27 protein-coding genes are annotated in these 25,449 nt (G+C 66.2%); 12 read left to right on the top strand and 15 right to left on the bottom strand.

All coding sequences use genetic code 11. From position 1 onward, the window contains the following. Positions 1 to 69 precede the first annotated feature (69 nt). Both G6N33_RS26235 and G6N33_RS26240 read left to right on the top strand, forming a co-directional pair. Positions 70 to 642 carry a SecDF P1 head subdomain-containing protein gene (locus tag G6N33_RS26235; RefSeq protein ID WP_044511738.1) on the top strand — a complete coding sequence of 191 codons (573 nt, stop codon included), beginning with the start codon at positions 70 to 72 and terminating at the stop codon, positions 640 to 642. Then, positions 639 to 1,457 carry a sugar phosphate isomerase/epimerase family protein gene (locus G6N33_RS26240; protein WP_101528367.1) on the top strand — a complete coding sequence of 273 codons (819 nt, stop codon included), beginning with the start codon at positions 639 to 641 and terminating at the stop codon, positions 1,455 to 1,457. Before G6N33_RS26235 ends, G6N33_RS26240 begins: the two co-directional genes overlap by 4 nt. 19 nt (positions 1,458 to 1,476) lie before the next feature. Here G6N33_RS26240 and G6N33_RS26245 read toward each other — a convergent pair whose 3' ends face one another. Genes G6N33_RS26245 through G6N33_RS26255 form a run of 3 tightly spaced genes read right to left on the bottom strand, consistent with a single transcriptional unit; the run spans position 1,477 to position 5,332 of the window. Further along, on the bottom strand, positions 1,477 to 2,478 hold the full coding sequence (locus G6N33_RS26245; RefSeq protein ID WP_044505766.1) for a Gfo/Idh/MocA family protein: 1,002 nt from the start codon (positions 2,476 to 2,478) through the stop codon (positions 1,477 to 1,479). After that, positions 2,475 to 3,686, bottom strand: coding sequence for an FAD-dependent oxidoreductase (locus G6N33_RS26250; RefSeq protein WP_101528366.1), 1,212 nt, complete (start codon positions 3,684 to 3,686; stop codon positions 2,475 to 2,477). The genes G6N33_RS26245 and G6N33_RS26250 overlap by 4 nt, the downstream gene beginning before the upstream one ends. Positions 3,687 to 3,688: 2 nt before the next feature. Then, on the bottom strand, positions 3,689 to 5,332 hold the full coding sequence (locus tag G6N33_RS26255) for an arylsulfatase (protein ID WP_101528365.1): 1,644 nt from the start codon (positions 5,330 to 5,332) through the stop codon (positions 3,689 to 3,691). Between the two features lie 90 nt (positions 5,333 to 5,422). Between G6N33_RS26255 and G6N33_RS26260 the strand changes: the two genes are divergently transcribed. Beyond that, positions 5,423 to 6,442: a nitronate monooxygenase gene (locus tag G6N33_RS26260; protein ID WP_081661938.1), complete on the top strand. Its 1,020-nt coding sequence runs from the start codon at positions 5,423 to 5,425 to the stop codon at positions 6,440 to 6,442. Positions 6,443 to 6,458: 16 nt separating this feature from the next. Here the strand turns inward: G6N33_RS26260 and G6N33_RS26265 are convergent, their stop codons facing one another. Beyond that, a complete protein-coding gene (locus G6N33_RS26265) occupies positions 6,459 to 7,274 on the bottom strand; it encodes a class I SAM-dependent methyltransferase (RefSeq protein WP_044505754.1) in 816 nt (271 codons plus the stop codon). 211 nt (positions 7,275 to 7,485) lie between these two features. On the opposite strand from G6N33_RS26265, the gene G6N33_RS26270 reads away from it, so the two are divergent. Beyond that, positions 7,486 to 7,851, top strand: a complete 366-nt coding sequence (locus G6N33_RS26270; protein ID WP_044505752.1) for a hypothetical protein — start codon at positions 7,486 to 7,488, stop codon at positions 7,849 to 7,851. Between the two features lie 26 nt (positions 7,852 to 7,877). Here the strand turns inward: G6N33_RS26270 and G6N33_RS26275 are convergent, their stop codons facing one another. The 7 genes from G6N33_RS26275 to G6N33_RS26305 form a co-directional block, all read right to left on the bottom strand. After that, positions 7,878 to 9,146: an amidohydrolase family protein gene (locus G6N33_RS26275; protein WP_044505751.1), complete on the bottom strand. Its 1,269-nt coding sequence runs from the start codon at positions 9,144 to 9,146 to the stop codon at positions 7,878 to 7,880. A 50-nt stretch (positions 9,147 to 9,196) separates the two neighbouring features. Next, positions 9,197 to 9,970, bottom strand: coding sequence for a class II aldolase/adducin family protein (locus G6N33_RS26280; protein ID WP_044505749.1), 774 nt, complete (start codon positions 9,968 to 9,970; stop codon positions 9,197 to 9,199). Further along, positions 9,957 to 11,579, bottom strand: a complete 1,623-nt coding sequence (locus tag G6N33_RS26285; protein WP_044505747.1) for a class I adenylate-forming enzyme family protein — start codon at positions 11,577 to 11,579, stop codon at positions 9,957 to 9,959. Before G6N33_RS26285 ends, G6N33_RS26280 begins: the two co-directional genes overlap by 14 nt. Positions 11,580 to 11,641: 62 nt before the next feature. Further along, the gene (locus tag G6N33_RS26290; RefSeq protein ID WP_155945853.1) at positions 11,642 to 11,953 is read right to left on the bottom strand and encodes a hypothetical protein; all 312 of its coding nucleotides are present in this window, start codon (positions 11,951 to 11,953) and stop codon (positions 11,642 to 11,644) included. A gap of 133 nt (positions 11,954 to 12,086) precedes the next feature. After that, positions 12,087 to 12,413: a hypothetical protein gene (locus tag G6N33_RS26295; RefSeq protein ID WP_163771728.1), complete on the bottom strand. Its 327-nt coding sequence runs from the start codon at positions 12,411 to 12,413 to the stop codon at positions 12,087 to 12,089. A 41-nt stretch (positions 12,414 to 12,454) separates the two neighbouring features. Next, positions 12,455 to 12,778: a hypothetical protein gene (locus tag G6N33_RS26300; protein WP_155945852.1), complete on the bottom strand. Its 324-nt coding sequence runs from the start codon at positions 12,776 to 12,778 to the stop codon at positions 12,455 to 12,457. A 49-nt stretch (positions 12,779 to 12,827) separates the two neighbouring features. After that, on the bottom strand, positions 12,828 to 13,130 hold the full coding sequence (locus tag G6N33_RS26305; RefSeq protein WP_155945851.1) for a hypothetical protein: 303 nt from the start codon (positions 13,128 to 13,130) through the stop codon (positions 12,828 to 12,830). A gap of 201 nt (positions 13,131 to 13,331) precedes the next feature. Between G6N33_RS26305 and G6N33_RS26310 the strand changes: the two genes are divergently transcribed. From G6N33_RS26310 to G6N33_RS27120, 5 genes are all read left to right on the top strand, one after another. Next, positions 13,332 to 14,213, top strand: coding sequence for an alpha/beta fold hydrolase (locus G6N33_RS26310; protein WP_044511736.1), 882 nt, complete (start codon positions 13,332 to 13,334; stop codon positions 14,211 to 14,213). A gap of 37 nt (positions 14,214 to 14,250) precedes the next feature. Then, the gene (locus G6N33_RS26315; protein ID WP_081661937.1) at positions 14,251 to 15,114 is read left to right on the top strand and encodes a DMT family transporter; all 864 of its coding nucleotides are present in this window, start codon (positions 14,251 to 14,253) and stop codon (positions 15,112 to 15,114) included. A gap of 277 nt (positions 15,115 to 15,391) precedes the next feature. After that, the gene (locus G6N33_RS26320) at positions 15,392 to 15,988 is read left to right on the top strand and encodes a TetR/AcrR family transcriptional regulator (RefSeq protein WP_101528363.1); all 597 of its coding nucleotides are present in this window, start codon (positions 15,392 to 15,394) and stop codon (positions 15,986 to 15,988) included. Then, positions 15,985 to 16,809: a hypothetical protein gene (locus tag G6N33_RS26325; RefSeq protein WP_044505740.1), complete on the top strand. Its 825-nt coding sequence runs from the start codon at positions 15,985 to 15,987 to the stop codon at positions 16,807 to 16,809. Before G6N33_RS26320 ends, G6N33_RS26325 begins: the two co-directional genes overlap by 4 nt. Before the next feature lie 130 nt (positions 16,810 to 16,939). Continuing rightward, positions 16,940 to 17,104 carry a hypothetical protein gene (locus G6N33_RS27120; RefSeq protein WP_170310413.1) on the top strand — a complete coding sequence of 55 codons (165 nt, stop codon included), beginning with the start codon at positions 16,940 to 16,942 and terminating at the stop codon, positions 17,102 to 17,104. A gap of 29 nt (positions 17,105 to 17,133) precedes the next feature. Here G6N33_RS27120 and G6N33_RS26330 read toward each other — a convergent pair whose 3' ends face one another. Beyond that, the gene (locus G6N33_RS26330; RefSeq protein WP_163771730.1) at positions 17,134 to 19,815 is read right to left on the bottom strand and encodes an FHA domain-containing protein; all 2,682 of its coding nucleotides are present in this window, start codon (positions 19,813 to 19,815) and stop codon (positions 17,134 to 17,136) included. A gap of 102 nt (positions 19,816 to 19,917) precedes the next feature. Here G6N33_RS26330 and G6N33_RS26335 point away from each other — a divergent pair, with 102 nt between their 5' ends. Then, positions 19,918 to 20,133, top strand: coding sequence for a hypothetical protein (locus G6N33_RS26335; RefSeq protein WP_044511735.1), 216 nt, complete (start codon positions 19,918 to 19,920; stop codon positions 20,131 to 20,133). 59 nt (positions 20,134 to 20,192) lie between these two features. On the opposite strand, the gene G6N33_RS26340 is transcribed toward G6N33_RS26335, so the two are convergent. Further along, positions 20,193 to 21,194: an alpha/beta hydrolase gene (locus G6N33_RS26340; RefSeq protein WP_044511734.1), complete on the bottom strand. Its 1,002-nt coding sequence runs from the start codon at positions 21,192 to 21,194 to the stop codon at positions 20,193 to 20,195. A gap of 186 nt (positions 21,195 to 21,380) precedes the next feature. On the opposite strand from G6N33_RS26340, the gene G6N33_RS26345 reads away from it, so the two are divergent. Beyond that, positions 21,381 to 22,226 (top strand): SDR family NAD(P)-dependent oxidoreductase, encoded by an 846-nt coding sequence (locus G6N33_RS26345; protein ID WP_044505737.1) that lies wholly within the window; start codon positions 21,381 to 21,383, stop codon positions 22,224 to 22,226. A gap of 31 nt (positions 22,227 to 22,257) precedes the next feature. Here G6N33_RS26345 and G6N33_RS26350 read toward each other — a convergent pair whose 3' ends face one another. Together G6N33_RS26350 and G6N33_RS26355 are read right to left on the bottom strand one after the other, a co-directional pair. Beyond that, the gene (locus tag G6N33_RS26350) at positions 22,258 to 24,471 is read right to left on the bottom strand and encodes a molybdopterin-dependent oxidoreductase (protein WP_456299202.1); all 2,214 of its coding nucleotides are present in this window, start codon (positions 24,469 to 24,471) and stop codon (positions 22,258 to 22,260) included. A gap of 106 nt (positions 24,472 to 24,577) precedes the next feature. Then, positions 24,578 to 25,000, bottom strand: coding sequence for a TIGR03618 family F420-dependent PPOX class oxidoreductase (locus G6N33_RS26355; protein WP_044505735.1), 423 nt, complete (start codon positions 24,998 to 25,000; stop codon positions 24,578 to 24,580). A gap of 171 nt (positions 25,001 to 25,171) precedes the next feature. Here G6N33_RS26355 and G6N33_RS26360 point away from each other — a divergent pair, with 171 nt between their 5' ends. Next, positions 25,172 to 25,354, top strand: coding sequence for a hypothetical protein (locus G6N33_RS26360; RefSeq protein ID WP_044505734.1), 183 nt, complete (start codon positions 25,172 to 25,174; stop codon positions 25,352 to 25,354). The last annotated feature ends 95 nt before the right edge of the window (positions 25,355 to 25,449 follow it).

Below are 25,449 nucleotides of genomic sequence, written 5' to 3' on the forward strand. Positions count from 1 at the left end.
CAGCGCGGTGTGCGCCGACCTATTGTGCGCGATCGGAGGGTGATCCCGGCGAAGGCAATAAGCGGTTCGATGGTCCCAGCGGCGGCCGCGCGGCTGGTCAGTGGCGCACTGCTGGCTACCGCGCTGGCCGGCTGCCATGCCGCTCCGCATTTGGCCGCGCCATCCAGCTCGACGAGCATCGCGGCGCCGCCCACCACCTCGGCACCGGTAGCCAGGATTGCGCCGTTGCCCGTCCGGACGGTCGAGAAGTCGCAGCCGACCTCGCCGGACAAGTGCCCCGCCATCAATCCGGCCGTCCCCACTCCGCCCGGCAACCCCCTGGTCACCTGCGACCTGGACCGGACGACGAAGTACACGTTGGGGCCGGAGACCATGCGGCTCGACCTGCTCCACGTAGCCGCGCCCAAGCCCCTGACGTCGGATTTCTACGAAGTGAACCTGACGCTGGATGCGGCGTCGGCGACCGCCTGGGCGGCATTCACCACCGCGCACCTGCACGGCCACATCGCTTTCCTTCGCGACGATCTCGTCCTGGAAGCGCCGTTGATCGAAGAACCGGTCACATCCGGGCGGATCGCACTGACCACCCAGACGGCGCAGACCGCCGACCAATTGGCCCGACTCGCCGGACGCCCGGGGTGACCGAGCTCGCCCTCGGCTTCCTCAATGGATTCGGGCTTCCACCAGTCGAGTTCGTCGAACTGGCCGCGGACCTCGGCTGCCGCTACGTCTCGGCGGTCGTGCAGGGGGCGCCGCTGGTGCCGCTCGGATATCCCCCCTTCTCCCTCAAAGACGATGCCGCACTGCGCCGCGACGTCCTCGCCGCAATGAAACACCGTGGCGTTGCGGCCTCGCTGGGCGACGGGTTGCTGGTACTGCCGGACACCGATGCGGGCGCATTCGATGCCGATCTCGATGTGCTGGCCGAGCTCGGCGTACCGCGGATCAACGTCGTCAGCCTCGACCCCGACGTTCCACGGACGTTCGACCAGTTCGCGGTGCTGACCGATGCGGCCGCCCAGCGGGGCATCCAGACCGTCGTCGAACCGGTGCCCGGACTCACCGTCGGTGATTTATCTACCGCGCTGGCCGCTCGAGAATACGTCGGGCGCACCGACTTTCGGCTGCTGATCGATACCATGCACCTGGTGCGCGGCGGATCGAGCGCTGCCGACATCGCGGCCCTCGACCCCGACTGCATCGGGTACGCCCAACTCAACGACACGACGATGCGGCCCCGCCTGGACAACTACATGGAAGAAGCGATGTTCGAGCGCATGATTCCCGGCGATGGTGACCTCCCGCTGCTCGACATCCTCACCGCGTTGCCGCGCGACATCATCGTCGAGATCGAAGTGCCCCAACGCTCGTTGGCGTTGGCGGGGGTGAGCCCGATCGATCGGATGCGGCCATGCGTCGACGCCGCTCGTCGCCTATTGACCGAGATCGGACGGTGACCGGCGCCACGTGGGGCACTCAGCTGGGCTGGCGCAGCGGCAGTCCGGCCGCACGGTAGATCCCGTCGATGACCGCCATATTCTCGATCGCGTCCTGCGCGGTCGTTTTCACCGGCGCCCCGCGCAGCACGGCCGCCGCGAACGCATCCAGCTGATAGGCGTAGGAGGCGCGACGCGGAAAGGTTTCCACGCGATGGTCGTCGACCGTGCGCACCGACAACCGATGAAACAGTTGCGGCAATACAGGATTGATCACCTTGAGTCGTCCGCGCTCACCCACCACCGTGGCACTGATGTCGATCAGGCGGGTCGACCACATCGAGCAGCGGATGCGCGCGGTGTGCCCTTCGGTGAACTGCAGTTCCGCCGTCATGGCCCGGTCCACCCTGAAGTCATGCAATTTCGCTTGTGCGGAAACAACTTTCGGGGTCGAGCGGCCGAATGTGCGGACCATGTGAACCGCGTAGCAGCCGGCATCCATGGTCGCGCCGCCGGCCAGTGCGTAGTTGTACCGGATGTCGGAGAACTTCGGCAACGGAAAACACAGCGCGGCTTCCACCCGGGTGAGCATGCCCAGCTCGCCGGAGGCGATGATCTCCTCGACTCGCAGCGCCAACGGGTGGTAGCGGTAGTGGAAGGCCTCCATCACCACCCGGTCGGATTCGGCGGCCAGGGCGGCGATCTCGCGGGCTTCGGCAGCGTTGGCGCTGAACGGCTTTTCGCACAACACGTGCTTGCCTGCGGTCAGTGCCGCGCGAGTCCACTTGCCGTGCAAACCGTTTGGCAGCGGGTTGTAGATCGCGTCGATTTCGGGATCGCCGATCAGTTCGTCGTAGTCGTGGTGGACCTTGGCGATGTGCTGTTCGGCGGCGAAGTCACGGGCCCGCGAGCCGTCGCGCGCGGCCACCGCGGCGACCACCACTTCGGGGTTGTCCTTGGCCGGATTGATCAGCGCCAGCGGCGCGATCCGCGCGGCACCCAGAATGCCGATCCGCAGCGGCGCCGCCGTTGGGCCGGTCATCGGCGAGCCCAGTCCGGGGCGTGCTCGGGCCGGACTCCAACGCCGATGAAATATGCGGGCAGCACCGCCAGCCACGGTAATCGATCGATGAGCCGCAACAGCGCCGCCGGCGGCGTGGGACTGCCACCGCGAAGAAGCGGCTGCAGCCCACGCTGCAAGAACCGTTGCACGCCTTGGGTCACCGCGGTGGGAAACAGCCGCCGACGTCGCACCGCCGCCAAATCCCGGGTGGTGACCCGATGCTGCCGCAGCGGCCCGGCCAAGATAGTGGCGGCCGCGACGGCGTCCTGGACGGCCAAGTTGATGCCGACACCGCCCAGCGGCGACATGGCATGAGCCGCGTCTCCGATGCACAGCAACCCATCGGTGTGCCAGCGCCGCAGTCGATCCACCCGGACGTCGAGGTGCTTGATGTCGTCCATCGACGTCAACGTCGCGACAGCCGCGGCCGATTCCGGCAGCAAGGCGCTGACGTCGCGACGGAACGCCTCGATGCCTCGGGCTCGCAGCGCGGCGTCGGTCCCCTTAGCGCCAAGGTAAGCGATCTGGTTGTATCCCTCGCGCGGGATCACACCCAGGGCTTTGCCGGACCCTACCCGGGGCAAGAACGAAAACTCCTGGTCGCCCTCACGGGGCAATCTGAACCACCACATGTCGAAATTCACCGGGTATTCGCGACTCCGCAATCCGGCCGCGCCCCGTGCCATCGACCATCGCCCGTCACAGGCGACCGTGAGCTCAGCTCGCAATTCCCCTGGCCCGTCGGGGCCCTGGTAGCGCACTCCGCTGACCCGCGTGCCGTCCCACAGCAACCCGGTGGCTTCGGTATTCATCCGCAAGGTGAAGGTCGGCTCCTGTTGGGCGACGTCGGCGAGCAGGTTCAGCAGGTCCCACTGCGGCACCATTGCGACGAACGGATGCGGCTGGCGCAGCCGGCCAAAGTCGACATAGGTCACCCAGCGACCGTCCGACTGGAACTTCGCGCTGCGAACCTCACTGTGCGGCAAGGCGTCGAAGCGGTCCCACAGACCCAGCTCGTCGAGCAATCGCAGGGTGGTCGGATGCACAGTGTCACCGCGGAAGTCGCGCAGAAAATCGCCGTGCTTCTCCAGCAGCGTGACCTCGACGCCCGCCCGCGCCAGCAACAGTCCGAGGACCATTCCGGCCGGACCGCCGCCGATCACCGCGCAGGTTGTCTCCTCGGCCATGGTCACTGCGCATTCCGTTGCCGGCTAACGACATCACTCAACAGCTGCGGGTCGACGTCGTAGACCGAGACGGCCTCGGTGAGCACCCCGTTCTCTTCGACGTAGCGGTCCCACAACCCGAGCAGCTCGGCCAGTTTGGCGGGATGGGTGTCGGCCAGATCGTGGATTTCGCCGCGGTCGCGGGAAAGGTCGTACAGTTGCCAGCCGCCCGGGCCGTACGGCGGTGGCAGATAGAGGGCTTTCCAGTCGCCTTGGCGAATCGCCCGGCGGCCGAACAATTCCCAGCCGGTGCCCGTTTCGCCCGGGTGGACTGCCTCTGCCCGGCCCGATAAGTACGGAACCAGCGAGCGACCGAGCATGGGTTCAATGTCGCGGCCGCGGTAGTGGGTGCCCGGATGTTCCACGCCGGCGAGTTCCAGGATGGTGGGGGCGATGTCCATCACGGTCGAGAATGCCGTGCCGATCTCCTGCTGGCGGGTGAATCCCGGCCAGGTGAGGAAGCCGACCACCCGGATGCCGCCCTCGGTCGTGAATGCCTTGTGCAAGCGTGACGGCGCCGTGGCCGCTTGAGCCCAGCGAGGGCCGTACCAGATGAACGAAGTGGGCCGGCCCAGGTTCTCCAGGCTGTTGTCGCAGTTCTTGTCGATCCGTGCGACGATCTCGGGGCCGCGCAGCGGCATCGCCTCGACGATCGCACCCTCGGCGCCGTTGTCCGACATGAAGATCACGACCGTGTTGTCCAGCTCGCCGGTCTCGGCCAAGTAATCGAGCACCCGGCCGATGTTCCAGTCCATCCGATCCACCATGCCGGCGTACACCTCCATGGCACGCGCCGAAATCGCCCGCTCCTCGGCCGTCATGTCCGCCCATTCCGGGGCGCCGTCGGCCACGACCGGGTGTGCCTCGACATCCGGCGGGCACAGCCCGAGCCGTTTGAGCGCCGTCAACCGCTCCTCGCGCAGCGCGTCGGGACCGGCGTCGTAGCGGCCGCGGTATTTGGCGACCGATTCGTCGGGTGCCTGCAGGGGCCAGTGCGGCGCCTGGAACGGCAAGTAGGCGAAAAAGGGCCGGTCATCGTCGGCGGCGCGGTCGCGAAAGTAGCGCAGCAAAGTGTCGGTGTAAGAATCCGAGGAGTAGAAGTCCTCGCCCACCGTCACGAATTGATCATCCTCGGTGTAAAGCGTTGGCACCGGCGAGAATCCGCGACCCGCCGCCCCGCCGTAGTGGCTGGCGCCGGCGGGCAGCAACGCGAACGAACGCTCGAAGCCGCGCGCCCACGGCGACCTGTCGATGCTGTGACCCAGATGCCATTTGCCCGACATGAGCGTCAGGTACCCGGCGTCGCGCAACAGCTCGGGCAGCGCGACGACGCGATCGTTCAGATACCCCTCGTACCCCGGTGCACCCTGGAATCCGGGGATGGCGACCTCGAGCATGGTGCCGATACCGGCGACATGGTGGTCGGTTCCGGTCATCAGCATCGCCCGGGTGGGTGAGCAGGCCGGAGCCGAGTGGAAATCGGTGAGCCGGATACCTGCCTGCGCGATCCGGTCGAGGTTAGGGGTTTCGATCTCGCTACCGAAGGCGCCGATGTCGGAAAAACCGAGGTCGTCGGCCAGGATCACCAGGAAATTGGGACGGGTCACGCTGAAGCATCCTGTCAGTTCCGCCGCCCGAATGGAACGACCGGCAGCGCAGTAAGCTCGACGCGGCACGGCGCATCGGAGGTGCAATCCATGCTGGCACAGTTCGAGATGTCCATTCCGCTGGTCGCGGCGCCGATGTCGGGCGGCCCGACGACGCCGGCGATGGTGTCCGCAGCGACCGGGGCGGGCGGCCTGGGAATGCTCGCGGCAGGGTACAAGACCGCGACGGCGGTCGAAGACGAGCTCAAAGCCGTGCGTGCCAACGGAATCCCGTTCGGCATCAACCTGTTCGCGCCCAATCCGGTGCCGGTCGACCCACAGCGATACCGGGCGTATGCCGCGATCATTCAGAAAGAGGCCGACCAGTTCGGCCTCACCCTGCCGGCCGAGCCCGTCGAGGACACCGATCAATTCGACGAGAAGATCGCACTGCTGCTCGACGATCCGGTGCCGATGGTGTCGTTCACTTTCGGTATCCCGCCGCGCGGCGTGATCGCCGCGCTGCAACACGCCAAGACCGTCGTCGTGCAAACGGTCACTACCGCCGCGGAAGCCGCCCAGGCCCACGCCGCCGGTGTCGACATGCTGGCCGTGCAGGCAGCGGTCGCCGGCGGGCATTCCGGAACGCTCGCACCGCGGCAGCCAATTACCCCGGTACCCCTCGTGGACCTGGTCAAGCAAGTCAAGTCCGCGGTGCCGCTACCGGTGTTGGCGGCCGGCGGGCTCGCCACAGCCGACGCGGTCGCTGACGTGATCCGTGCGGGTGCCGCTGCGGCGGTGGTCGGTACCGTGTTGTTGCGCGCCGCCGAAAGCGGTGCGTCGGCGACTCATCAAGCCGCGCTGACCGATCCCGCTCGCACCGAAACCCTGTTGACTCGTGCCTTCACCGGCCGTCCGGCCCGCGGACTGCGTAACACGTTCATCGAAGACCATGAGGACCAGGCGCCGTTCGGATATCCCGCAATTCACCACCTGACCAGTCCACTGCGCAAAGCTGCTGCCGCCGCGGGCAAACCGGATTACGTTCATCTCTGGGCTGGAACGGGATACCGGCATGCCACAGCCGAACCCGCCGCGGACATTCTGCAGCGGCTGGCCTCCCGGGTGTGATCGCCGGCCGGGCGTTCTAGAACGTGAAACGGTTCAGTAGGTCGTAAGGGCCGAACGGCGAAGCGCTGAAGAACCGGTAGATCCAGCGCACCAGCGTCGTGTCGATCTTCTGGTATCCGGCCAGGGCCGGCGACTGTTCGACCAACCGCAGCTTGGGGTGCCAGGTTTCGATGTCGCGTGGGTTGCCAATGCCCCACTTGATAATCCCCCGGGTGAACACTTTTGACAGCAGCGGCGCGACCGCCGAGAGTGTGTCAAATTGCAGTTCACCGCGATCGAACCGATCCAGCAGCCGGGTCAACAACGAGCGAACCTCGCTTTCGGAGACATACATGAGCAGTCCCTCGGCGACGACAAGCGTCGGGTGGCCAGTGGGGATCTGTTCGACCCACTGCGGATCGGTCACCGACGAACCGATCATCCGGTAACGCTCGGTCTCTGCATACAACCGGCGGCGAAGATCGATGACGCCGGGCTGGTCGAGGTCGAACCACCGCGCCGAGGGCGGTACCGCGAGCCGAAAGACGCGGCCGTCCAAGCCACAGCCCAGGTGCAACACCACCGCCTCGGGGTTGCGCTCGAGGAAGCCGGCAGACCAATCGTCGAGCTGCTTTGCCCGCAACGCCACGAGGTACTGATTGGCGGCCGGTAACGAGCTTCGCCGGATGCGGTCGAAGTCGTAGTCAATCCGGTCGACGGCCTCGGCCGCGGCGTGGTCGCCCAGAATGGGATGCCGGGAACGGCTTTCATGGGCACGCAAATACAACGTCACCAGGTTCGTCCACTCCACCGAGCCCCACCGGACCGAACTGAAATCCACCTTGTCCGTCATCGCCGTCCCCTCACCATCGAGCGCAGTATGTGCCCACAGCCACCCAAGCGCATCCGCCGGCACCTGACCAGCCCCCTGCGTGCCGAACGAACAAAAGCGCTGGTGCGCGCGGGTGTAGGCGGTCAGCAGGAACTCGCCCCCATCCGGGCGGCCGAGTGCTCCGAAGACCTATCAACAACCGACAGTGTCAGGTCAAGAAGGGGGCCTCTGGATGCGACAGGCGACGTTCAAAATGGTTGCCGCCGGCGACGGTTCGCCGCCGACCTCAACCGGCTACTGCTACTACCTGGTCGCCCACGCGGTCGCGACGGTGCTGCTGCTGCTCACTTTGGTCGTCGCCGTGTGGCAGTTCATGGATTGGGTCGTCGCACCCTCCTGCGCGGAAGCCGGCCCACAGCCGTCGGCGGCGTCGCTGGCCGGGCAGACCACGGCGCAGACCATTAAGGCCACCGAAATCCGCGACGGCACCGGTCAGGCCGGTGGCTCCTTTCGGACTTGGATCCAACGCCCGGCGTCATACCGCAACACCGCGCGAACGACGGCGATGGCCGAGGCGGGCGGCTGCCCGTGTCCGTAAAACCGGCTGGGGCGCAAAAGACGCTGTCAGTATGCGTCGGGATCTTGTTGCACGGCTACCGGCACCGGATGCCGATAAAGGCGAGACGCGTTCTCCCAGGTGAACTTTCGGATCGCGTCCGGCGGCAGATCGCCGATTTCTTCGTGAATCGTTTGTTGGGTATGCGGCCAGGTCGAGTCGCAATGTGGATAGTCGGCTTCCAGCATGATGTTGTCGATGCCAATACGGTCCCGCTGCACAAACGACGACTTGTCCTCGACCGCACAGAACCAGAAGTTCCGAGTGAAAACCTCTGCGGGCGTGAGCCTCTCCCCCAACGCCCGCCATGTCCCATACATTTCGTGATAGCTGAGCATGTGGTCAAGGCGGTCGAGCAACCCTGCGACCCAACCGATTCCGCCTTCGGACAAACAGATCTTGAGATCCGGGAATCTGCTGGGCAATCCGGAGTACAGCCAGTCGACCGCCGCCGAGATCGCGTAGGCGAAGAACAGCACGCCCGGCACGTCGGGCGGGGCGTCCGCGGTGGTCGACGGCGACGAACCAGACGAGCCGATATGCAGATTCACCACCGTTCCGGTTTCGGCGCACGCCGCCATCATCGGATCCCAGTGACCGGAGTGGATCGTCGGCAGTCCCAGCATCGCGGGATTCTCGCTGAACGTGACGGCGTGAAAACCGCGATCGGCATTCTCATAAATCATCTTGGCGCCCAGCTCGGGGTCCAGCAGCCACGGCAACTGGCACGGGATGATGCGTTGGGGATACGACCCCGCCCACACCTCGAGGTGCCAGTCGTTCCACGCGCGGACCGAGGCCAGCGCCAGGTCCCGGTCCGTGGTGACCTGCTGCAGCCGCTGACCTGCGAAGCCGGGCAGGAAGGACGGAAAGTTGAGCGACGCGTAAATGCCATTGAGATCCATGTCTTTGACGCGCGCATGGATATCCCACGCGCCCCTGCGCATCTCGTCGAATCGGACCGGTTCGAAGCCGTACTCCGATACCGGACGCCCGACCACCGCGTTGAACCCGACATTGGGCAGTTCCCGGCCGTCGTACACCCACGTCTGACCGCCGCCGTCGGTCTCGACGACCCGCGGCGCCCGATCCGAGAATTTTCGTGGCAGCCGGCCCGTGAACGTGTCCGGCGGTTCCACGATGTGGTCGTCAACCGAGATCACGGTGTACCGGCGCGCCGCCCGGGGCGGATCCGGCAGAAACGTGACCGACCGCTCGTCTCCGGTCTTGGCGGTGGTGAAGTTGAGATCGGTCGCCAGCTCGTCAATCGACTTCACGATCAACCTCCTCGCCGGGCGGGGTGCCGCTGCTGCGCTTCCAACCGGATTCAGGTAAGCACATCAGGATCCGCTTTGATGGTCATCCGCGCCGCGCCGGCCCAATACACGCCCGCGGCCCGTTCGATCAGCGATCGCTGCATGCCCACCATGTCGGACCAGTTCATCTGCAGGGGTTCCTGGCCGGTGAGCATGACGTCGTAGGCCAGCTTGCACACCCGTTCTATCGACGCCGCTCGGTATACCGCCTCCGCCAGATTCCGGCCGGTAGCGATGACGCCGTGGTTGGCCAAAACGGTCAAATTGGCATTGCCGATCCGTGCCGCGAGATCCGCCGCGCGCGACGGGCTATCGACCTCGCCGTCGTAGGTGTCGACCAGACACAAATCGTCGAGGAACAGCGAACCGGTCTGATGCACCAGTTCGGGCAGCCTGCCCAACGCGGACAGCACGCAGACCCAATAGGGGTGGTTGTGGATGACCACCCGCGCATCCTCACGCACCCGGTGTAGCTCGGTGTGGATGTGAATCGCCGGAGTGACGTCCCACCGGCCGCGGACAAGCCGCGCGTCGCCATCCACCACGCAGATGTCGGACGCCGTGAGCTCCTGCCACCACAGGCCCCACGGGTTGACCAACATGTCGGTTTGTCCGTCGAGCTGCCAGGTGATGTGTCCGGCCATGTTCTCGGCGAACCCGGTGCCGGCCAGATGGCGAAAGGCGATCGCCAGCGCCTGTTCATGAGTCAGCTCGACACCGATCGGCGGCACCACGGACGGCGCCCACACTTGCAGACCACCCCGACGGGGACTAGGCGTGTTCATGGTCGGCCTCCATCCTTGCTCGAATATCTTGGCGCAGTTCGCCTTTGGCGATCTTGCCGCCGGATGACCGGGGTAGTTCGTCCACCACGATGAGACGTTCGGGCAGCAGTTCCTTGGAGACGCCCAGCATCAGCAGGTGGTCGACGAGTTCGCGCAAGTCGACGCTCGCCGAGTCGACGAGTTCGGCATACAGGCAAACTCGTTCACCGAACACCGGGTCGGGCATTGCCACCGCCGCGGCCAGCGCGATCGCGGGGTGGGTCAGCGCGGCGTCCTCCACCTGCGCGGCACTGATGTTCTTGCCCCCACGCAGGATGAAGTCGGACGTCCGGCCGGTGACCGTGAGGTATCCGTCGGCGTCGAGCTCGCAGACATCGCCCATCAACATCCATCCGTCGGGGGTGAAGAGCTTGTCGTGGTCGGTACCGCCAAGATAGCCGAGGCTCGTCGCCGGTCCCCGGCAGGCAGGCTGGCCACGGCCCGTCGCGGTGACATCGCGGTCGCCGTCGAAGAGCCGGACCGACATCTCGGGAACGATCCGGCCGGCGGTGCGCAGTCTGCGGTCCCGCGAGTCGTCGACCGTGGTCGCGCTGAGCAAGCCGGTCTCATTTGAGCCGTAGAACTGCAGGATCTTCGCCCCGGTGCGTTCTTCGAACTCCGCGGCTGGCCGGTACGGTATGGCTTCGCCCCCGGTGAACACCACCCGCAACGAACTCAGGTTCGTCTCCCGGAACGCCGGCTCAGCCAGCAACATGGTCAACTGGGAACTGACGCAACACAATACGGTCACGTGGTGTCGGGCTATCGCCGCGCACGCCGCCTTGGCGGAGAAGCGCTGCAGGATTACCGTAGCGGCACCGAGGTAAATCGGGGTGGTGTGGCTGGTCCAAATTCCAAATCCGAAAGGCATGGGAATGACGGGCAAGAACACATCGGCTGAGGTCAACAGTCCGTTCGCGACGGCCTTCTGGTGAAAGTAGTACCAACGGTTCTGGGTGTGCACGACGCATTTCGGCAGACCCGTGGTCCCAGACGTGGAGTTGATCAGAAATACGTCGTCGGCGCCGAGTTGAACGTCGATTCCGATCGGTGTGGCCGCCGCTTCGACGTCCAGGCGCAGCGGTCCCGCGTGCCGGTGCAAAACCAGCACGGGCACCGCGGAGTCGGCCGCGGCCCGGGCCGCGGCCGCCCGATGCGTCTCATCGCTGATCAGAACCTTCGGCTCGGTATTGCCCAGCAGCGCGCCCACTTCCCGGACGCCGGCCCGCGCTCCGATGCCCACCACGACGGCGCCACAGCGCTCGATTGCGACGAATAGGACATGGATGGCCGCGCAGTCGCCGTGCCACACCGCGACGCGCCCACCGCGACCTATACCGGCAGCCGACAGCTGTTCGGCCAAAGAGGTTGCTACCGCGTCGAATTCGCGCCATGTCAGGCAGGAGCCGGGCTCGTCGGAATAGGCGCGACACTCTGGTGATCGTTCGGCGTTGCGACGCACCGCATCCGAGAGCGTCGATTCGGACCACCAGCCGGCCGCGCGGAATCGGGCCGGGTCCTCGTCGGTGAATGCCGGCGAGCCCATGGTGTTCAGCTCACCAGCGCTCATTACCAAATGATAGGAAAACGGCGCGGAATTACGGTGACCGACGCTGCGGCTGCCCGACCCGGTTAGGGATTCTGCGGTCTGGCCGCCGGATGCTGCGACGTGGTCGCCGTGACCGGGTGGTGGTGCTGCATGGGCCGGGGCGGGTTGATCGGACCGCAGTTCAGACCGATGATGCAGCCGCCGCCGCCGCCGGCGGGTTCCACCAGTAGGGCGGCCCCGCCGTTGGTGTTGACCGAGGGCGTAGCCGCTGAGGCCACATTGCTTGTTGGCGCCGTGGCGCTGATCGGCGATTCGCCGGCACCGCTGATTGCCAGGGCCAGTACGGCCACCCCGCCACCCAGCGCTGCGAGCGTAGCGCCCGCTCTTTTCTTCATGTGCGCGAGTTTACGTACTTGGTACACGGAATGTACTCAGCGGCAACGTGAATCGTCTGTGGGTCAGCTGTGATGACGCTTGGTGGTGTGCTCACGCGCGCCGGTGCCGACGTGTGAGCTACCCACCGGGCGACTAGGGACTGTGCGGAGTGGGCGCGGCGTTCTGCGGGCCGTGTCCAAGTGTCGGCGGACGGTGCGGCGGTGGCGGCTTCGGGGGGTTGATCGGCCCGCAGTTCAAGCCGATGATGCAACCCGGGCCGCCGCCGACGGGGTGAACTGGCAGTGCACCGCCGTCGCCAGGGACCGAGGGCGACGAAATCGCACCGGTCGGAATAGCCGCCGCCGCGCTCAACGACGGCCGCTGGGCACCCCCTACGCCTCCGGCGGCGACGCCGACCATGACGAGCACGGCGAGGCCGCTGGACAATGCGGATGCGGATTTGCTAGCACGAATTCCCACTGCGCCGATTGTAGTCCGCCCGCGCGGCGCGGCGGCGCTGACTACATCTCGTGCGCCGGGATCGGTCTGTTGGGCACCCGCGCGCCCTCCTGCTGCTGAGGTGCAAGACGCGGTGGGTTCTGGGGGGCCGGTGGTCGCGGCGGGTTGATGCGCCCGCAGTTCAGGCCGATGATGCAGCGGCTCGACCCCGCGGGTTCGACCGTCAACGCACTGTCGCCGCTCGCGGGCGCCGAGACCATCGTGGACCCAGCGGCGGCAACGTGGATCGGCAACGCAGCGGTAGGGCCAACGACTCCGGCGGCCAGGGCCAGCACGGCCATGCCGCCACCCAACACTGATGCTGATTTGCTGATGCGGTTTCTCACGAGCCCAATTGTACTTAACCGCGGCGCGCGGGCCACGTGTCGCAGCCGACTACAGCGCGTTTGCCGGGACCCGCTTATCGGTCGACGGCGCGGCCTGTGGCCGGGGGGCAAGACGCGGCGGATTGGTCACCGCCGGCGGCCGGGACGGCCTGATCGGGCCGCAGTTCAGGCCCACGATGCAGTTGTTGCCGCCCTCGGCGCGCAGCGATAGCGGTGCGCCCATCGGGTCGTTCAGCCAGCCGCAACAATCATCCGGCGAGGGCGCCGCAGGAACGATAGTCGGCGAAGGGGCGGTGGCGTAGCTTTGTGGAATCGTCACGCCGATGGCACCGCCGAGGCCGAGCGTCAGCACCGCCGCACATCCGGACGCCGCCCCAATCGACTTCACTGTGCAATTACGCACGCATCGAATTGTAATGGCCCGGCGCGCCCATGGGTAGGCCCGCAGCCTTGCTGGTTGGAAGCATCCCGGCCACTGCGGTGTTTGGTCGCAAACATGGTGATGGCGCGCCGCCCGGTGCACACGGGGGCGCCGGCAAAGGAGGACGATTTCATGAGCCACGTTGAGGTAGCCCGGCTGCTCGCAAAGCACATGGCAGCTGGCCGTCGCTTCACCGCCGCCGCGATCTCGTCGTTCGTCCTGGACGATGGCCCCGCCGACGCAGCGCCGGTGGTGTGCGTACACGGAGTTCCGGCTTCAGCCTTCCTGTACCGCAAAGTGCTACCCGAATTGGCGTCCCGAGGTTTGCGCGGAATCGCCATCGACCTGCCCGGGCTCGGCCTGGCCGACCGTCCCGACGATGCCGACTACACCTGGACGGGGCTGGGCCGCTGGTTGCTGGCAGCGATCGACGAGTTGGAACTCGAACACTTCCACCTGGTGCTGCACGACATCGGCGGTCCCATCGGGTTCGAGGTGGCCAACGCGGTACCCGACCGGGTGCTGTCGATGACGCTGTTGAACACCATTATCGAGGTGGAGTCGTTCCATCGGCCATGGCCGATGGAACCCTTCGCCCACCCGTTGCTCGGCGAGGCGTGGCTCGCGTCGCTGCGCATCCCGGGAACATTCCTGTCGATCATGCGACTGGTCGGCGTGAGTCGTCATGTCCCGGCCGCGGAGATCATGTGCTGGAAGCCGTTGCTGTTCGGCGACGACGGCGGGCGGGCGTTTCTGAACATCATGCGCGGCTTCGAGCTGACCGCCGCCAAACAACAGCTGTATCTGGACGTGCTGCGCGACAGCCGCTACCCGGTGCAGGTGGTCTGGGGAGCCCGCGACAAGATGCTGCCGTGGCACCGCTACGGCGTCCAGGCTCAGCGCGCCGCTGGCCTGCAAGATCCAATCACGCTGCCTGCCAAGCATTTTCTGCAAGAAGATTACCCGCGTGAGATCGCCGAGGCGGTGTACCGGCTGACCCAGCGGAAAGGTTAGCGGCCACGGCCTTACCCTCGAGCTCGGTCACCCTCGTATTGTCAGCGCTGTGCTGATCGGGTTTCTCCTCGCACTGGGTTGTTCGGTGTGTTACGGCGCGGCCTCGGTGCTGCAGGCCGTAGCGGCCCGCTCGGTGGAAGCCGGCGGCACGTCCGGTGTGGACGCGGCATTGCTGTGGCGCGCCATCCGGCAGTGGCGATATGTCGCGGGCATCGCCCTGGACGGGCTGGGCTTCGTGCTGCAGGTGCTGGCGCTGCGCCTGGTGCCGATCTATGTCGTCGCCGCGGCGCTGGCCGCCTCGATCGCGGTGACCGCGCTGGTGTCGGTGTGGGTGCTGTCCGCTCGGTTATCGCGAGCCGAGTGGGTGGCCGTCGGGGTGGTTTGTGTCAGCCTGGCCGCGCTGGCTGCTGCCGCTGGGCCCGGACACTTCCGCCACGGCCCCGCCGGGCTCGGTTGGGCCTTGATCGGCGTGGTCGCCGCTCTCTTCCTCGGCGGTGCCGCCGCCGGTTGGCTGCGCGACCGGGAACGCGCCCTGGCCCTGGGGCTCGCCGCCGGAACCGGGTTCGGTGTGGTGGAAATCGGGGTGCGCCTGGTCGACGAGATCGATCCCACCAAGGCCGCCTTCTACGCCAACCCGGCGCTGTACGCGGCGGCCGGCGGCGGCCTCGCGGGGTTTCTGTTGTTCACCTCGGCGTTGCAACGGGGATCCGTCACCACCACCGTGGCCGCGATGGTCGTCGGGGAAACCATCGCGCCCGCACTGGTCGGGGTGGTGTGGCTGGGCGACACCGCCCGGCCGGGCTGGAGCTGGCTGGTCATCGTGGGGTTCGTCGTCGCGGTGGCCGCGACGTTGCTGCTGGCCCGCTTCGGTGAAGCCCCTAACCCCGCGGAAGCCGGCTGAACCACTGCGTTACGGCCCCCGAAACCGGTTGCGCCGCAGCCGAAGCAGCCGATACGTCGATGGTGTGCGCCAGTTCCCGCCGAACCAGCTTCGCACCGGTCTTGCGGCGAAACGGTGTGGCGGAACGCGTGAACCTCGTCGAGCCACGCGCCTAGTCCGGCGTCGAGTTTCGAGGTGCACTTGCCCACCCGGGTCCATTTCCGCCAGCCGCGCCAGCGTCCGAGATCGCTGACAGTCGTCATTGACGGGTGTCAGTGACGTCGGGTACGTTGCTGGCATGCCATCGCCGGTGACGAACACCAGGGAGGCACAGCGACTCCAGACCCGCGCCCGCCTGTTCGACGCCGCCGTGGCCGAGATCGCGCAGTGCGGATTGGCGGGCGCAGACGTCGCCGCTATCGCCGCGGCCACCGGGGTGTCCCGCGGCACCTTCTACTTCCACTTCCCGACCAAAGAGCATGTGCTGCTCGAGCTGGAGCGAGCCGAAGAGGCCAAAATCGTCGCCAAGCTCGCCACGAGCCGCAAAGCCGGCGGCTTGCGGTCGATGCTGACGATGCTGATTCGTCAGGTATTGGCCGCCGAGGAGCGGCTCGGACCGGTGGTTTTCAGGGACATGCTGGCGCTGCACTTTTCGGCGACGCGCCCGATCGAAGACGAAACCGCCGAGCACCCGCTCGCCGGGTTCGTCATCGCCACCATCGAAGACGCGCGGGCCGCGGGATGCCTGCGCCGCGACGCGGACGCCGCCGAACTCGGCGTGATCTTCTTGACCGGCCTGTTCGCCTTGCTCGTCACCACCGCAAGCACCAAAACACGTGCCGCCCTCTTGGACCGCTACGTCACAACCATTGTTCACGGAATGGAGACACCATGACCACCACCGGCATCGAGGGCTACCGAGCCTATCTCGCGCATCGCGACGGCGACGCCGATCTGCTGCATCGCCGGCTCGCCAACCGAGAGGAGTTCTTCACGTCGTTGGAGGACGACCCGGTGCGCTCGGTGCATCCGATCGACCGGGAGGTGTTTCTACGAAACCTGCGCCGCCGCCGGCCCGAACCGGGATTGCCCCGCGAGACGTTGTTCGCATTGGCCACCGCGAAGCTCAACCAGGCGGAGCGGTTCGGGGTGGACCTGGGCGACACCTACGGACGCATCGGCGGCGCGGATCAACCACCGGAACGCATCTATCTGGCGCTAGAGGAGCATTACCACACCCGCTTGTTGGCTTACGTGCTGGACATTTTTGAGCTGCCCTTCCAGGTGGTAGTGCCGCCCCTGGTGCTGCGCCAGTTCGTCAAGATGCAGGTATTCCTTCCCGAACGCATGGGCTTCCCGTTCGTCGGCGCCGCCGAGATGGCGGGCTGCATCATGTTCGACGAATTGCGCCGCGTCGGTGTCGAATTGTTCGCCAACGAGCCAGCGGTCGCCGCGCGCATCGAGCGCCTTTACACCGAAATTCTCACCGACGAACTCGGCCATGTCGGCTATTGCGCGGCCCGTTGCAGCGCTGCGGAGCGCAGGGTAATGCGTTGGCTCTACCCGCTTTTCGGGCGGCTTCTGGCCCGTCAGACCGCCGAGATCAGCCTGCTGATTGATCGCGAGAAGTTGCGCGCACGTCTCGAGGCGCCCTTCGACGCCGCGGAACTCGCCGCTGGTGTTGCAAACGAGACGTTCGTCGCCGCGTACCCGTGAATTGGGCTCCCGCAGCCGCATCTTCTGTAAATAGACTGTCAAACTCCCGTTAAAACCCCTGCTCCGCGGCGCAGAAAAGCGTTCAGGCTGGAATGCTTTTCGCATCGGCGCGACGAAATCGGGAGATGTCATGCCAACTATCGAGACGCGGCTCCGCCAGGAGTTACACAACTATGCCGTCGAATTGCGCCAGCTGGCGTACACCCTGCCGAACGGGGTCGGCGAGCATGGATTGCTCCAGCTGTCCGACCGGATGCACGCGGCCGCCGAACAGGCGGTCCGCAAAGGAGCCTGACCCCCTCCGCCGGGCATCATCGACGATGCTCAGCGTCCGCCTTTGAGGCGAATCTTCCAGCGCACAAAGGTCAAGTAGGCGATGCAGAGCACGATCAGCATGCTCGTGTCCAACCACCACGCGCTGGCCGTATGCCGCCAGTGCGAGTCCTTCGGCGATACCGGACCCGGTACCAGCTGATTGAGATCGGCGGTAGACGCCGACGCTGCGAAGCCCCAGCGCGCGGGCGTGGCCCAGGACATCTGGTCGAGGCCGATGCGTCCGGTAACCGGAATCATCCCGCCGGAAAATACGAGCTGCGACATGACCGCCACCACTAGCAGCGGCATGATTTGGTCGTTGGATTTCGCGACGGATGACAACAGCAGCCCGAGCATCGCCGACGCGACGGTGGTCAGCGCGACGTCCACGAAGAGCTCCAGCCCGGGTCTGCCCAACACCACCGCACCATGGGTCGGTGCCCCCTTGCCGATCAGGGCGATGATGGTCACGATCGCGGACTGCGCGACCGCGAACACGGTGTAGACGCAGACCTTGGCCATTAGATAGGCGGTGGTGGACAGTCCGACCGCCTGCTCGCGGAGGAAGATCGCGCGTTCACCGATGAGGTCGCGGATGGTCAGCGCGGTTCCCATGAACACCGCCCCGACGTTGAGCAACACCAGGATCTGGCCCGGCTCGTTGGGCGCGGAGCCCATCGGATTCGGTGTCCCGAAGCCGACGTCACCGGGCACCGACATCGACAGCGAACCCATGATGAACGGCAGCAGCGCCAGGAAGACGAAGTAGCCGCGGTCGGAGACGATCAACCGGACCTGGCGGCGCGCGATCGTGGAGAACTGCCGCAGCAGGCTGGTGTGCGACGGGTCGCCGATCTCGGCCGGCTTCTCCGCCGGCGGCGGTGGCGGCGGCGGGCCGGTGCGCGCCAAATACTTGGCCTTGGCGCCGTCGGGATCGCCCGCAACCGAGCTGAAGATGTCGGCCCAGTTGGTCGTGCCCATCGCCGGGCCGATCTGGGCGGGCGGTCCGCAGAACGCGGTCTTGCCGCCGGGTGCCAGCAACAGCACCTGATCGCAGACGTCCAGGTAGGTCAGCGAGTGCGTGACCACGAGAACCACGCGGCCGGCGTCGGCCAATTGCCGCAGCATGGTCATGACCTGCCGATCCAGGGCTGGGTCCAGCCCGGACGTCGGCTCGTCGAGAATCAGCAGCGATGGGCCGGTCAGTAGCTCCAGCGCCACCGACGCGCGCTTGCGCTGACCGCCGGAGAGCTTGTCGACCCGGGTGTGCAGATGCTGGGTCATCTCCAGCTCCTCGAGCACCCGGGCTACCACTTGCTCGCGGTCGGCCTTGGTGGTGTCCGGCGGCAGCCTCAGCTCGGCGGCATACCCCAGCGCCTGCTCGACAGTCAGCTGGCCGTGCACGACGTCGTCCTGCGGGACCATGCCGATCCTGCTGCGCAGGGAGGCGTATTCGGCGTGCACGTTGTGGCCTTCGAAGGTCACCGTTCCCTTGGTGGGATGGGTGTAGCCGGCGACCAGCCGGGCGAAGGTCGATTTCCCCGCGCCCGACGGCCCGATGACCGCCGTGAGTGTCCCGGGGCTAGCGGCCAGGGAGATCTCGTCCAGCAGGGTCTTGTTGTTTTCGATCGTCCAGGTGACCCCGCGCACGTCGAGGCCGCCGAGGCGGGTCTGGGCGGCAGTGTCGGCGTCGCGCCGGGCCAGTTTGCCGTCGGCGAAGACCAGGTCGATATTGCCGATCGTGACGACGTCGCCGTCCTTCAGCAGCGCGGAATCCACTCGGGCGCCGTTGACGAAGGTGCCGTTGATGCTGCGGTTGTCCTGAATCTCGGTGCCAGCGGGCGTCGGTATCAGGGTCGCGTGGTGCCGGGAGGCCAGCACCTCCGGAATGACGATGTCGTTGTCGTTAGCGCGGCCGATCCTGATCGCCCCCGGGGCGTCGGCTCCCGACCTGCCGGGCCGCAGGATTTTCATCATTGATGTCGCCAGGTTGGAGGCGTCACCGCCAACCCGGCCCGTCATCGTGGTCGGCGTATCGGCCGGCGGAGCCGGCGGCACCTGTGCGGGTTGTGCCCGGTAGATGTGCGGTGTCGATCCGGTAGCTGAACCGGCCGGATGGGTGCCGGTCGGGGAATGTGACAGCGGCCCGGACGGATGGCTGGGGTGTGCACCGGTCGTGTGCGTCGGCACGGGGCCCGAAGAGGTGCCGGATTGGGGGCCGGCGGGCGGGTACGCCGGCGACGGCCGGGCAGGCGGCGGGGGCTGCGCCGCGCCCGGCCAGGCCGGTCCTGCCGGGGGCCGTCCCTGCCCCGGCCGCGAGTCGCTGGTGTGGTTGATCAGCGGGATCGACGTTGTCGGGGGCGGTGTCCCCGCGGACCCCTGATGCCGGCCGACCTCGAAGGTCACGGCCGGCCCGTCGGGATTGCCGATGTTGATTCGCTGGCCGTCTTGGATCTCGACGGCCGGTACCCGGCGGTTGTTGACGTACAGACCGTTGAGGCTGCCGTTGTCGATGGCGATCCAGCGGCCCTGATCGAAGCGCACCAGCAGATGTATCCGGGAAATCAATGGATGCGCGACGCGGACGTCGGCCCGCAGGTCACGCCCGATGACCACGTCGTTGCCGGGTGCGAAAGTCCGTTCGGATCCCTCGTACCGCACGGTCAGCACAGGTGGGGCTGGTCGGCTCACGAGCCCACTGTATCGACGTTGACGGCAAACGGGGACCTGTCACCGATACCCGCCTCGGATTGGCGGGTTTTTGCCGAGGGCGCCGCGGGTAAGCTGACATTCATGCCTGGCAGCGATAGCGGGTTCCCGGACGACGTCCCCATCGCCGACGCCGTCGAGCAGCAGCGCGCGACCGGAGACTTTCCTGTGCCCGACGATGACGACGACGCGGACCTGCAGATCAGTGGTGAATTGCCCTTAGAGGCAACGGAATCCGATTGGCAAGAGCAGCAAGAGACCGTTGTCATCGATCCGGAACTCGACGCGCCTGGACAGTAAACGTTCGGCGCGGTTACGCCTGTAACGTCCGGAAGCGGTGCCGCCCCAATTGCTTTGAGTCAGCCCGCGTTGGCGACGACATGCCTGAGCGCGGGCTCGACCGTGACTTCTTTGACGAAATCGCCGAGTAGCCGGATGGCCCGTCTGCCCTCCGGTAATACCTCGGCCGCTATCGGAAAGTCGTGAATCTGCCCCTCCCAGACATGCAGATCGCACGGAATCCCATTGGCTGCCAACCGTTCTGCCATCAGCTCGGCGTCCGGGAGGAGAAGCTCGTCAGAGCTCACGTGAATGGCGACGGGCGGCAAGCTCGACAATTCGGCGTCGACGGGCGATACCACGTGGCTCCCCGAAGACCCAGGCCCGTCCGGGATTTCGACCTCGCCGAGGTAGCGGGTGAATATCGACAGCGCCGCGGCGGTGAACATGGAGCACTTGCGCGCGTTACGGTGGTTGAGTTTGCGGGCCGGGTCCGCATCGGTGAACGGCGAAATGGTCGCGATCCCGGCGGGGTTGGCGACGCCGGTGCGGATTGCGGCCAATGTCGCCATGAACGCGAGATAGCCGCCGGCCGAGTCGCCGGCCACCACGATGCGTTCCTCGTCGAAGCCGCGTCGCTTCAACCAGCGCAGACCGCAAAGACTGTCGTCAATGGCATCGGCGATCTGGTGCGCCGGCAACTTTCGGTACCCAACGATCAGCACGCCGGCATCCGCGGCCTTGGACAGGCGACTCACCAGAGCGCGGTGGGTATTGAGGCCGCAGGTCAGAAACGCGCCGCCGTGCAGATACAGGATGGCCCGCGTCGGGGATACGCCGGGCGCACAGACCCATTCGGCGTTGCATTGATCGAGGCGGACGACATCTATTTGGGCTTGGGAGGGTAGCCGCGGGAACAAACCCGCGAAATCGTCGACGTATCCCAGCGGCCAGCGCAGATTCGGTTGCATCGCCCAGGCACGCACGACGTTCTTCACAATCAACCGACTGGCTAAGGACACCGCGACGGATTGCGGACTGCGGCGATGGTGAATTCGCTGCTTGAGCGTCTTGGTTTGCATTGTCATCAACCCCCAGATCTCGCGGGTACCCAGCACCGCGGCGCCAAAACCGGCGGTAGGCCGGCGTTTAACGGGTCCACGTTCGCTGTTTATCGATCCCGAATTGGGGGTACCGGTGCTGGTAGATTGCGCCTGCGCCCGGGCCTGGTTGCCCACCCAATTGCGCATGTGTTCAAAGATGGGTGCATGGAGCAGTCAATTCAGTTCGATCGCCTGTTGGCCGATCGGGTCGCGGTGGTCACCGGAGCCGGGGGCGGGATCGGCGCAGCAACCGCGCAACTTTTCGCTGCACATGGCGCACAGGTCGTCATCGCCGACATCAATGCCGAACTTGCACAACGTACCTCGGACCGCATCACCGCCTCCGGCGGGTCGGCCCTGGCTCTGGTCACCGATGTCCGTGATCCCAGACAGGTCGCCGCTCTGGCACACGCGGTGCTGGACCGGTTCGGGCGGACAGACGTATTGGTCAACAACGTTGGCCATTGGCTGCGCCACCCCGGAAATTTCGTCGACACCGAGCCGCAGTTCTGGGATGAGCTCTACCGCATCAACCTTCACCACGTCTTGCTCGTCACGCACGCGTTTCTGCCGGCGATGATCGCTCAGCGCCGCGGCTCAATCGTCAACGTCTCCTCCGTCGAGGGACTACGCGGCTACCCCGAAGACCCGGTCTACGCCGCGTTCAAAGCGGCCGTCCTGCATTTCACCCGCAGCCTCGCGGTGCAAGTGGGCCAAAACGGCGTGCGCGTCAACGCAATTAGCCCCGACGTCACCGAATCGCTGCAAGTCCCCTATTCGCAGTGGCTTTCGGCCGAAGAACATGCACACTGGCCACAGTGGGTCCCCGTCGGACGGATGGGTCAGCCCGAAGACCAGGCCCAGGTGATCCTGTTCTTAGCCTCGGAGTTGGCGGCATTCGTAACCGGCCATACGATTTCGACCGATGGTGGCACCAGCGCCGCGGGCGGCTGGTTCCGTTCGTCCCGACGGTCCGACCGGGAGTGGACGAATCGGCCGATCGCGCCCTGATTGCTCGGCCGTTGCGTAATCGACGCGACGGTCAGCTCACCGGCACGGGTTGTGCGGCTTCGAATCTCGCTTGGTCGGACACGACGGTCACCGGAATCCCGTTGAGGGCACCGTTTCCCGAGGGTTCGTCGACGAACGTGGGCAGGGATAGCGCGTTGGTGTTGGCACCCGGGGAACTGTTGGCCACCGACATGCGCGTGCCCGGTTTACCGTGTCCCCAGCCATGCGGTAGCGACACCACACCGGGCATGATCGCATCGGTGATCTCGACGGGCACCTTGATCTCTCCGGCCGCCGACTTCACGGTGACGATGTCATCGTCCGTGACACCACAGCGTGCCGCGTCGCCGGGATGAATCAGCAAAGTACACCGGTCTTTTCCCTTCATCAGCGCGGGCACGTTGTGCAGCCAACTGTTGTTGGAGCGCAGGTGCCGACGGCTCACCAGCACCAACGACTCGGCGGGCCGCTCCAGCCGCGCCGCCAGTCGCGGCAGGTCGTCGAGCAGATACTGCGGGGCGAGCCTAATCTTTTTCTCAGGCGTGCCAAGGATCTCGGGCACCTGCGACACCATCGGCCCGAAGTCAATACCATTCGGGTTGGCTTTGAGCAGATCAAGCGTGAGCCCGCCGGGGTTCGCGCCGTACTGGTCGCCAAAGGGCCCGGTCCGTAGCGTCAGGTCAAGTATCCGCTCGGGCCCGCCGCCCAAACCGGAAGCGGCGTAGTGCTTGCGGAGTTCGGCCCCGTCCAGGCCACGGGTGAACGCGAGGTAGTCGAAGAAGCCGTCGTCAATCGCGGCGACGTCGACGTCTTCGGCCGGTGTGCCGGTGCACAGACCCGTCAACCGGATCAGGATCTCCCACTCGTGCGGCCGATCGCCCGGGTCGAACACCGGCGCGGAGTAGTTCGCGATGCTATGGATGGCGAACAGCAGGATCAGATCATCGTGGTGCGGCTGCTCGAGCGGTGACAGCCCGGGCAGGATCACGTCGGCGTGCCGGGTCGTTTCGTTGAGCCACAGGTCAATAGAGATCATCGCGTCCAGCATCGGCAGCACCTCGTCGAGCTTGTCACCGCCGGGCGTGGACAACACGGGATTGCCGGCGACGGTGATCAGTGCTTTGAGCTGTCCCGCGCCGGGGGTGGCGATCTCCTCGGCCATGCAGGACACGGGCGCTTGGCCCAAGACCTCTTTGGCGCCGCGCACCCTGGTCTGCCACCGGCCGAATTCGGGCCGGCCACCCTCGAGCCCGGGCAGCGGCTGGGTAGTGATCGACCAGGCGGCTGGCCTTGGAAACATCGCCCCGCCCGGCGTGTCGAAGTGACCGGTCAAGATGTTGACAACGTCGACGAGCCAGCTGGCTAAACTGCCAAACTCCTGATTGCACAACCCGATTCGGCCGTACACCACCGACCGATCGGTGCCTGCCAGTTCGCGTGCCAAGCGGCGGATGGTGTCGCTGTCGATGCCTGTGACGGCGCCAACCCGGTCCGGCGGCCAATCCGCGGCGACCCGCCGCATGGTGTCGACCCCGTCGACGTGCGGCCCGGGTTTGATCAGGTCCTCGGCGAAGAGAGTGTGTGCCACCGCCAATAGCAGCGCAGCGTCCGTGCCCGGGACGATCGGAAGCCATTCATCGGCGTGGGCGGCGGTCTGCGTGCGCACCGGATCGATCACGATCACTTTTCCGCGCCGGCGAATGCCGTCGATCAGCCCCATCACGTTCGGGGCTGCCAGCAGCGAGCCCTGGGAGGCGGCGGGGTTGGCGCCCATGATGACCAACAGATCGGTGCGCTCGATGTCGGGTACCGGGAAGTTCCACCACAGGCCATACATCAGATGCGACGACAGGTTTTTGGGCCACTGGTCCACCGTGCCTGGCGAATACGTGACCGGCATGCCGGACATACCCATCAAGACCCCGGCGTAGCGGGCCAGCGAAAAGGAGTGCGCCAACGGGTTGCCGGTGTAGGCCGTGACCGCACCGATGCCGTACTTCTCGATCACGGGGGTCAATAGTTCGGTGCACCGGCGAAATGCCCTGTCCCAGCTGACTTCCTGCCACGCGCCGTCGACCTTGATCAGCGGTCGGCGGACGCGATCCGGGTCGTGGTGCACTGCGCCGAGCGATACGCCCTTTGGACACAGATGTCCCCGGCTCCAGACATCGTCGGGATTTCCGCGGATGCTGGTGACCCGACCGCCCTGGCGGCCCCCTTCGACGTGAATCTCCAAGCCGCACATGGCTTCACACAGTGGACACGTCCGCAGGTGCTTATCGCTGATGCCGGGTGTCATCCACCCACTGTATTGCGCTACCGCGGGTAGCGGAAGTGCCAATTGGCCGACCTCAAGCCCAGGGGCCGATGCCGCCCACCTTGTCGATGTGAATGTGATTGAGGTATCCCGGCGGCGCGTCGTCCGGAGGAAACTTCAGGTCGGGGTTTCCCAGCACCGGGTTCAGTTCCTGCAACAGCTCAGGGGCGCCCCCCTCGACGATCCGCGCGGTCCCCGTAATGGACAAGTAGGGCCGCATTCCCTGCTCGGCACCGCCCGTCGACACGATCGTGACGGCGACCCGGGGATCGTTGCGAATGTTGCGCAGCTTCTTGTAGTCCGCCAGGTGTGCGCTGACGAGTTCGTCGCCGTCCGGTGTGGACCGCAGTGCCACCCATACCAGGCTCACCTGGGGGCTGCCGTCGGGATTGATCGTGACCAGCGTCGCGTCGGCACCCTGGCCGATGAAATTGCGTGCGGCTTCGTTGAGTTCCATGCGCTGTTCTACCGCAACGTGGCGCGATTCATTCCCGTGCGGTCCCCCGGGTCCTATTACGTGAAACAGATGTGAATCCGACCGGGCAGCTAGGCACCGGCGGGGCAGGCACCCTAGCGTCAAATACGACCTATACTCCGGCACCAGGAGCTAACCGCCACAGGCGCAGTTATGACTGATCACGAGCTTCCGACGAACATCGAATACCTCCGCCGCGAGGTGCTCGCCCGGATCGACGCACACCCGCTTGATGACTGGTCCCCCGCGATGCTGCGGGCCGTGATCGCCCTGTTCGACCTGAATGGGGTCATGCCTGTGCCCGTCCACCGCTTTACGCCGCGCGTCGTCAAGTAAACCGCACCAGGATCGCCACAGCCGCTACCGGGACATCCTGGTGCCCGCCGAAGGCACCTGGTTGCTCAAGCATCGAACGGTGTCGACCGACTGGC

This window comes from Mycobacterium simiae (genome assembly GCF_010727605.1).
GTDB lineage: Bacteria > Actinomycetota > Actinomycetes > Mycobacteriales > Mycobacteriaceae > Mycobacterium > Mycobacterium simiae.